The sequence below is a fragment of the Actinophytocola sp. genome (genome assembly GCF_035712165.1).
In the GTDB taxonomy this organism is placed as follows: Bacteria; Actinomycetota; Actinomycetes; order Mycobacteriales; family Pseudonocardiaceae; genus DASYTH01.
Map to the genome: position 1 here is coordinate 1 of NZ_DASTBH010000416.1, position 7,458 is coordinate 7,458.

Below are 7,458 nucleotides of genomic sequence, written 5' to 3' on the forward strand. Positions count from 1 at the left end.
GCGCACCAGTTCGTCGGCCGTGTCGCGCCGGTGCGCTTCCATGGCCAGCGGATTGGTGGTGTGCGGGCCGTAGGCCGGCAGCGGGTTGTCGGCGTACACCAGGTGCAGCCGAGCGCCGTCGCGTAACGCGCGCGCGGCGGCCCATCGCACGGCGGCCAGGCTCGACTCCGACCCGTCCACCCCGACCACGATCGGCTTGCTGCTCATGACTGACCCTTTCGGTGTACTTCGGTGTCCGGGCGCGCCACCGCGACCGGGCATTCGGCGTGGTACAGCAGGGCGCGGCTGGTCGAGCCCATCCCCATCCCGGTCATGGCCTCGCCGTGCCCGCGCGAGCCGACCACGATCAGTTGCGCGCCAACCCGTTGCGCCTCGGCCAGCAACGCGCGGACCGGACGGTCCCGGACCAGGCGCCGGCGCACCGCGACATCCGGGTACCTCTCCTGCCAACCGGCCAGCACCTCGCCGAGCACCCGGCGCTCCCGCTCGGCCAACTCCGTCGGATCGGCGTCCAGCGGCAACGCGGTCCACGCCCCGTCGAAGAACACCGGCTCCCAGGTGTGCACGGCGATCAGCTCGGCACCACGCAGTGACGCGGCTTCGAAAGCGAACCCGATGGCCGCGACGCTCGCCGGCGAACCGTCCACCCCCACCAGCACCGGACCCTCGCCGGGCGGTGGATCCGCGGGCGTGCGGCCCCGCACGACCACGACCGGGCAGGCACCGTGCTCGGCCAGCGCCAGCGCCACCGACCCGACCGCCAACTCGTCGAACCCGCCCTGGCCACGGGAGCCGAGCACCACCAGGTGCGCGCCATGCGACTCGGCGATGAGCACCTCGTGCGCGCCCCCGACCCGCGACACGACGCTCACTTCGATACCGGGCGCGACCTTGCCCGCCTCGACCGCCGCCTCGCGGCCCCAGTGCCCGCCCTGATCCCGCATCGCCTCCAGATAGGCGGCCTGACCGGCCAGGGTGGTCGGATGCGCGATGGCCAGCGGCGGGCAGGCGTGCACGACCTGCAGCGGCAACTTGCGGAGCATGGCTTCACGCGCCGCCCAACGGGTCGCATCCAGCGCCGAACGCGAGCCGTCGACACCAACCACGACGGCGGGTCGCGTGCCGCTCATCGTGCGACCTCCAGCCGGGCCTTGATGCGGCCGAGGTGAATCCGGGTGGGCTCGGCGGCACTGCGCGGCGCGGGCACGATCACCACCGGGCAGCGTGCGTGGTTGGCGCAGTAGGTGCCGACCGAGCCGAGCAGCGCTCGGGCGATCGGGCCGGCGCCCCGGCTCCCGACCACCAGCATGGCCGCGCCGTCGGCCGCGTCGATGAGGGCTCGACCCGGTGTGCCTGCCACCCGCAGTTGCCGGATGTGGACCGTCGGGTTTGCCGCGGCGGCCTTGCGGGCCTGCCCGGCCGCGCGCTCGACCCAGTCCGGTTGTGCCGGCACGGTGTAGGCCAGCCGCGGCCGGGTAGCGATGGTGACCACCTTCAACGGGCTGCCGCGGCGGGCCGCCTCGTCGGTCGCCCAACGCAGGGCGGCCTCGGCGACAGCGGATCCGTCCACGCCAACCACGATCGGGCGAGTGCCGTTGTTGTCGGTCATGGCGTGCTCCTTCGTGATGCCTTCGCATCCCACTGTCGTCCCAACCATGCCGGGCCGGCAGCGGCGCGAGTCCTCACCCGGCAGGGACTTTCGTCAATACCGCGCTGGGTGAGCGGCCAGTGCGGCGTGACCACCAGGTCGGCCGGCGCCGGTCAAAGCAGCCTTACGCGGAGCCTCGATGGGTTGGCGCAGCAGGGTGGCCGGCCGCTTGCTGAGGTAGATCTCGTGATGGCGGCCGCGTGGCCGGCAGCCGGCGGCGTCGATGGCCGCATAGAGCCGCCGCACCGCGGGACCTTCGGCGGCGTACGGCCCGACATGCAGCACCTGAACGGATGGTCCCTCGGCCCACCGCAGGTAGCGGATCCCGTCCGTCATGCCCGCGATCGCCTCGGCCGTGGCCGGATCCGGGGCCCGCACCAGCGCCTGCCAGCGCCAGCCGTCCGGCGGCAGGTCCATCCGGTTGGTGCGGCCTAGGGTGAGGTCGCGAACCAGGTCGGTCAACACCGTTTCGTCCACCCACCACAGGGCCTCGATCGGCATACGTCGGAGGAATCCGGCGGTCGCCGTGCGCAGCAGTGTGGCAGCGTGCTGAAACTCCGGTCCGCCCGGAACACCCTGGCCCTGGATTGACAGGTAGTCCAGTTCCGGCACGTCGACCACGGCTACTTGTCCTTTGCGGACTCGATACAGCTCGTCCATACCCGCGACGGTAAGCAAGCGACCGCGACCGCGCCGCAGCCGATGGTCCCTGCCCTGCGCGACCAACGACCCGCGCTCGCACCCGGGCGGCAGAGCATGATGGGTCGCAACGGTGAGGAGGTGGGTCGATGTCGCATCGCGGGAGCCGGCAGCTTCAGGTCAGCGGCCTGGCCCGGGTCGAGGGTGAGGGCGCGTTGCACGTGAGTGTCCGGGACGGCCGGGTGCAGCGGGTGGCGATGCGGATCTACGAGCCGCCGCGGTTCTTCGAGGCGTTCCTGCGCGGCCGGGCGTTCACCGAGCCGCCGGACATCACCGCGCGGATCTGCGGGATCTGCCCGGTGGCCTACCAACTCTCGGCGTGCAATGCGATCGAGGACGCCTGCGGGGTGTCGGTCGGCGGGCAGGTGGCGGCGCTGCGCCGGTTGCTCTACTGCGGCGAATGGATCTCCAGCCATGCCCTGCACATCTACCTGCTGCACGCCCCGGACTTCCTCGGCTACCCGGACGCCATCACCCTGGCCCGAGACCACCGGGAGATCGTGGAACGCGGTCTGGCGTTGAAGAAGGCCGGCAACGCGATCCTGGACCTGGTCGGCGGCCGGGCCATCCACCCGGTCAATGTTCGGCTCGGCGGCTTCTACCGCGCCCCCACCCGCGCCGAGTTGGCCGGGCTGGCCGAACGGCTGCGGCCCGCCCTGGACGCGGCCATCGCCACCACACAGTGGGTGTCCACCTTCGACTTCCCGGACCTTGAGCTGGACCACGAACTGCTGGCGCTGCACGAACCCGACCGCTACGCCATCGAGTCCGGCACCCCACGCACCGCATCCGGCGCGGACTGGCCGCTGGCCGACTACCCCACGCACGTGGTCGAGCAGCAGGTGCCGCACTCCACCGCGCTGCACGCCCGGCTCGACGGCGCCGAGTTCCTCACCGGACCGCTGGCCCGCTACGCCGTCAACTCGGCCACCCTGTCCCCCACCGCCCGGCAGGTCGCCGCCGACGCCGGGCTCGGCGCGGTGTGCCGCAACCCGTTCCGCAGCATCGTGGTCCGGGCCGTCGAAGTGGTCTACGCCCTCGACGAAGCCCTGCGCCTGATCGACGGCTACGAACCACCCGAGGAGTCCTTCGTGGACGTCGCCGCCCGCCCGGGGGTCGGGCACGGCGCCACCGAAGCGCCCCGCGGCCTGCTCTACCACCGCTACGCCATCGACGCCGCCGGGCTGATCTCCTCGGCCGACATCGTGCCGCCCACCGCGCAGAACCAGGCCGCCATCGAGACCGACCTGGCCCGGCTCGTCCAGGCCAACCTGCACCTCGACGACCACACCCTGACCGGACTGTGCGAGCAGGCCATCCGCAACTACGACCCGTGCATCTCCTGCTCGGCCCACTTCCTCGAACTCACCGTGGACCGCCGGTGAACGCCACGAACGACGTCGTGGTCATCGCGATCGGCAACCCCTACCGCCGCGACGACGGCGTCGGACCCGCCCTCGCCGAACGGCTGGCCGCCCGGCAGCCCTCCGGTGTGGACATCGAGGTCCTGGACGGCGAACCCACCCGGCTGCTGGACGCCTGGACCGGCGCCCGCCTCGCCATCGTCATCGACGCCGTGCTGTGCCAGCCCGCCCAACCCGGCCGCATCCACCGCACCCGGCTCGACGACCTGCCCACCGGCCGGCCGGCGGCAAGCTCCCACGGCATGGGCATTCCCGAAGCGGTCGCGCTCGGCACGGTATTGGATCGCCTACCCCGACGCCTCATCGTCTACGCCGTCGAAGCCGCCGACATCGGCTTCGGCACCGACCTGACCCCCGAGGTCGCCGCCGCACTACCCGCCCTGCTCGACGCCGTACGCGCCGACATAGCGGACGATGTCGGCCGCAGTGACGATCCCGAGGATTGATCCGTCCCGGGTCACCAGCGCCGCGTCGCAGCCGCCCTCGGTCATCCGGGCCGCGGCCAGGACCATCGGGTCGTCGGGGTCCACCAGCGGAGCGGGTTTGATGCGATTGCGGCCCACCGGCTCCGCCACCGTGCCGTGTGTCCAGAGTGTCCAGAGCAGGTCGGACTCCTGGACCATTCCGACACACCGATCGCCCTCCATCACGGGAAGGTGGCGGACCCGGCATTCGGTCATCACCCGCAGCGCGTCCTCCAGTGTCGTCGCGGCGGTGACCGCGACCACCCGGTCGGTCATCAGCGCGCGGACCGTGCCCGCTGTCGGAGTCCTCATGGCTCGAGTAGAGCCCTCCTGCGGGCGGCCGGTAAGGGCACAAGGAAACCCCGCCGCCGACGAACCGCCATGCTCTGGCAGGGACCTTGGACCCTGGTCGGCAGGGTCACAGGAGCGTGTCGAGCGAGGTGGGACGGCACTATCGTCACGAGCGGAGGTGTTGGCGATGGTACGGGTCTTTCTGGTGGACGATCACGAGATCGTGCGGCGCGGCCTGGCGGATCTCCTCGAGTTCGAACCAGACCTCGAGGTCGTCGGCGAAGCGGACTCGGTCGCCGAGGCGCTGGTCCGCATTCCCCAGACCCCGGCCGACGTGGCCGTGCTGGACGTGCGGCTGGGCGACGGCAACGGGGTCGAGCTGTGCCGGGAACTGCGCTCGACGATGCCCGAGCTGAACTGCCTGATGCTCACCTCCTACGCCGACGACGAGGCACTCTTCGACGCGATCATGGCCGGGGCGTCGGGATTCGTACTCAAACGGGTGCTGGGCAGCGACCTGGTCAACGCGCTGCGCACGGTCGGCGGCGGCGGCTCACTGCTCGACCCGCGCACCACCACCGCGCTGATGAACCGCATCCGCCGGGAACGCGCCACGCACGACCCGCTCGCCGACCTGACCGAGCAGGAACACACCGTGTTCGACCTGATCGGCGAGGGACTGACCAACCGCCAGATCGGCGAACGCATGTGCCTGGCCGAGAAGACCATCAAGAACTACGTCTCGCACCTGCTGGCCAAACTCGAGCTACAGCGCCGCACCCAGGTCGCCGTGCTCGCCACCCAACTGCACAAGAAGCCGCAGAGTTAGGGCCCGCCCTCAGCCACAATCCACCGCATGTCCGCCTCGTTCGCCGGAACGCAACCACCGCATCAAATTCCGGGGAGGCGGAGCGGAGCCCGCCAGGTCAGCCGGGTGCCGCCTCGCGGTCCCGGACCGACGCCGACCGTCCCGCCGCACTCGGTGGCGCGGCGTTCGATGCCGAGCAGGCCGCTGCGGGCGACCTCGGCGGGTAGCCCGATCCCATCGTCGACGACGTCCAGGATCAGGTCGTCGGAAACCTCGATCGTCACGATGATCTCGTGGGCCTGGGCGTGCCGGATCGCGTTGCTGACCCCCTCACGCAGCACCGCCAGCGCGTGCTCGCCCAGCTGCGCCGGCACCAGGGTGTCCACCGCGCCACTGATCCGGATGGTCGGCGACACCACCGAATCGGTGGACACGTCGTTGATCACGTCGAGCATCCGGCGGCGCAGGCTCACCCCGGAGGCGTCCGCGCCGGTGTTCAGGTCGAAGATCGACGTGCGGATGTCGCGCATGGTGTTGTCGAGCTGTTCGATGGCCTTCACGACCCGGCGGCGGGCCTCTTCGTCGGCGATCCGCCGGACCCCGCCCTGCAGGCTCATCCCGGTGGCGAACAGCTGCTGGATGACGTGGTCGTGCAGGTCGCCGGCGATCCGGTCCCGGTCGGCCAGCAGGTCGAGCTGGCGCTGGGTGCGCTGCTTGTCGGCCAGTTCGAGAGCTAGCGCGGTCTGGTCGGCGAACGAGGCCAGCACCGGCACCTGCTCCTGGTCGAACACCGCCGCACCCTTGTCCCGCAACGCCAGCAGCACACCGCTGACCCGGTCCGCCGCGCCCAACGGCACGACCAGGGCCGGGCCGTACTCGAGGTCCGTGCCGCCCAGGCCACCCGGCAGCGCATGGGCCAGATCGGGGATCAGCACGGGGGTCCCGGCGGAGACCACCCCGGCGATGGCCGGCTCGGTGACCGCGATGGTCCCCGACAGCAGCCGGTCGGCGTGTGTCCCGGCCCCGGCCCGGACCACCAGTCGCCCCGGCTGACCGGCATCCAGCAGCAGGATGAGTGTGCAGTCGGCGTCCGAGAGTTGCCGAACCCGGTCGACGATCGACTGCAGCGCCTGCTCGCCGCTGGCCCCGCCGAGCAGGCTCGCGTTGACCTCGGCGGTGGCCTGCAGCCAGCGTTCGCGCAGCAGGGCCCGTTCGAACAGCCGGGAGTTCTCCACCGCGATCCCGGCGGCGGTCGCCAGGGCTTGCAGCACCACCTCGTCGTCGGCGGTGAACTCGCCGCCGCCCTTCTTCTCGGTGAGGTAGATGTTGCCGAACACCGCGTCGCGGACCCGGATCGGCACCCCGAGAAAGCTGCGCATCGGCGGGTGGTTGGGCGGGAAGCCCACCGAAGCCGGATGTTCGGCCAGATCGGGCAGCCGGATCGGCCGCGGATGCTCGATCAGCTCGCCGAGCAGGCCCTTGCCCTGTGGCAGATGCCCCATCCTGGCTCGGGTCTCGGCGTCGATGCCGACGTAGACGAACTCGCTCAGGCCGACGTCCTGACCGAGCACTCCCACCGCCCCGTAGCGGGCGTCGACAAGCTCCACCGCGGTCTCGATGATCCGCCGCAGCGTGCCTTCCAGCTCAAGGCCGGAGCCTACGGCGAGCACCGAGTCCAGCAGACCCTGCATCCGGTCCCGGGTGCGGGCGATCTCGGTCAGCCGATCCTGCACCTCACCCAGCAGCTCGTCCAGCCGCAGCCCGGCCAGCGACACCCGGACCTGCGAAGATGCCTGCTCGTCGGACACGCGGTCCATTGTGACGTGGGGTCGCACCCGCGCCAAGAGACGTCGGTCAGTCGTCCCAACCGAGTCGCACACCGGTCGCCGGGCGCAGCGACACGTCGGTGACACCGGCCGCGGTGTGGGCCAGCGCGGCCACCACGGCCCGCTCGGCGGCGTCGGCGAACTCGCCGCCGATGACCACCGCGCCGCCGGTGACCTCGACAGTCCACCGCCTGCGGCTGCCGGCGTAGTCGTCGAGCAGGGCGCGGACCTTCGCGGCGATCACGTCGTCGTCGTGCAGCAGGGTGCGCAGCAGGTCGCGGCGGGCGACCACCCCGAC

10 protein-coding genes are annotated in these 7,458 nt (G+C 71.6%); 3 read left to right on the forward strand and 7 right to left on the reverse strand.

What is annotated here, in order from left to right; all coding sequences use genetic code 11:
- The 4 genes from VFO68_RS23135 to VFO68_RS23150 all read right to left on the reverse strand — a co-directional run.
- The coding region (locus tag VFO68_RS23135) for a universal stress protein (RefSeq protein WP_325160460.1) at positions 1–207 on the reverse strand (207 nt) is incomplete at its 3' end.
- Positions 204–1,130 carry a universal stress protein gene (locus tag VFO68_RS23140; protein WP_325160461.1) on the reverse strand — a complete coding sequence of 309 codons (927 nt, stop codon included), beginning with the start codon at positions 1,128–1,130 and terminating at the stop codon, positions 204–206. The genes VFO68_RS23140 and VFO68_RS23135, both read right to left, overlap by 4 nt.
- The gene (locus VFO68_RS23145; RefSeq protein ID WP_325160462.1) at positions 1,127–1,609 is read right to left on the reverse strand and encodes a universal stress protein; all 483 of its coding nucleotides are present in this window, start codon (positions 1,607–1,609) and stop codon (positions 1,127–1,129) included. Before VFO68_RS23145 ends, VFO68_RS23140 begins: the two co-directional genes overlap by 4 nt.
- A gap of 93 nt (positions 1,610–1,702) precedes the next feature.
- Positions 1,703–2,308 carry a hypothetical protein gene (locus VFO68_RS23150; RefSeq protein WP_325160463.1) on the reverse strand — a complete coding sequence of 202 codons (606 nt, stop codon included), beginning with the start codon at positions 2,306–2,308 and terminating at the stop codon, positions 1,703–1,705.
- Positions 2,309–2,436: 128 nt separating this feature from the next.
- Between VFO68_RS23150 and VFO68_RS23155 the strand changes: the two genes are divergently transcribed.
- A complete protein-coding gene (locus tag VFO68_RS23155; protein ID WP_325160464.1) occupies positions 2,437–3,732 on the forward strand; it encodes a Ni/Fe hydrogenase subunit alpha in 1,296 nt (431 codons plus the stop codon).
- The gene (locus VFO68_RS23160) at positions 3,729–4,217 is read left to right on the forward strand and encodes a hydrogenase maturation protease (protein WP_325160465.1); all 489 of its coding nucleotides are present in this window, start codon (positions 3,729–3,731) and stop codon (positions 4,215–4,217) included. Before VFO68_RS23155 ends, VFO68_RS23160 begins: the two co-directional genes overlap by 4 nt.
- Here VFO68_RS23160 and VFO68_RS23165 read toward each other — a convergent pair.
- Entirely contained in the window at positions 4,143–4,547 is a 405-nt protein-coding gene (locus VFO68_RS23165) for an HPP family protein (RefSeq protein WP_325160466.1), read from the reverse strand. The genes VFO68_RS23160 and VFO68_RS23165 overlap by 75 nt on opposite strands.
- A 166-nt stretch (positions 4,548–4,713) precedes the next feature.
- Here VFO68_RS23165 and VFO68_RS23170 point away from each other — a divergent pair, with 166 nt between their 5' ends.
- Entirely contained in the window at positions 4,714–5,355 is a 642-nt protein-coding gene (locus VFO68_RS23170) for a response regulator transcription factor (RefSeq protein WP_325160467.1), read from the forward strand.
- 62 nt (positions 5,356–5,417) lie between these two features.
- Here VFO68_RS23170 and VFO68_RS23175 read toward each other — a convergent pair whose 3' ends face one another.
- Positions 5,418–7,151 carry a GAF domain-containing sensor histidine kinase gene (locus VFO68_RS23175; RefSeq protein ID WP_325160468.1) on the reverse strand — a complete coding sequence of 578 codons (1,734 nt, stop codon included), beginning with the start codon at positions 7,149–7,151 and terminating at the stop codon, positions 5,418–5,420.
- Between the two features lie 37 nt (positions 7,152–7,188).
- On the reverse strand, positions 7,189–7,458 hold a 270-nt coding region (locus VFO68_RS23180; RefSeq protein ID WP_325160469.1), incomplete at its 5' end, for a BON domain-containing protein.

Coding starts and splice junctions, on each gene's coding strand:
- VFO68_RS23165 (WP_325160466.1), bottom strand. CDS start 4,547: ATGAGGACTCCGACAGCGGGCACGGTCCGCGCGCTGATGACCGACCGG.
- VFO68_RS23145 (WP_325160462.1), bottom strand. CDS start 1,609: ATGACCGACAACAACGGCACTCGCCCGATCGTGGTTGGCGTGGACGGA.
- VFO68_RS23140 (WP_325160461.1), bottom strand. CDS start 1,130: ATGAGCGGCACGCGACCCGCCGTCGTGGTTGGTGTCGACGGCTCGCGT.
- VFO68_RS23155 (WP_325160464.1), top strand. CDS start 2,437: ATGTCGCATCGCGGGAGCCGGCAGCTTCAGGTCAGCGGCCTGGCCCGG.
- VFO68_RS23150 (WP_325160463.1), bottom strand. CDS start 2,308: ATGGACGAGCTGTATCGAGTCCGCAAAGGACAAGTAGCCGTGGTCGAC.
- VFO68_RS23175 (WP_325160468.1), bottom strand. CDS start 7,151: ATGGACCGCGTGTCCGACGAGCAGGCATCTTCGCAGGTCCGGGTGTCG.
- VFO68_RS23170 (WP_325160467.1), top strand. CDS start 4,714: ATGGTACGGGTCTTTCTGGTGGACGATCACGAGATCGTGCGGCGCGGC.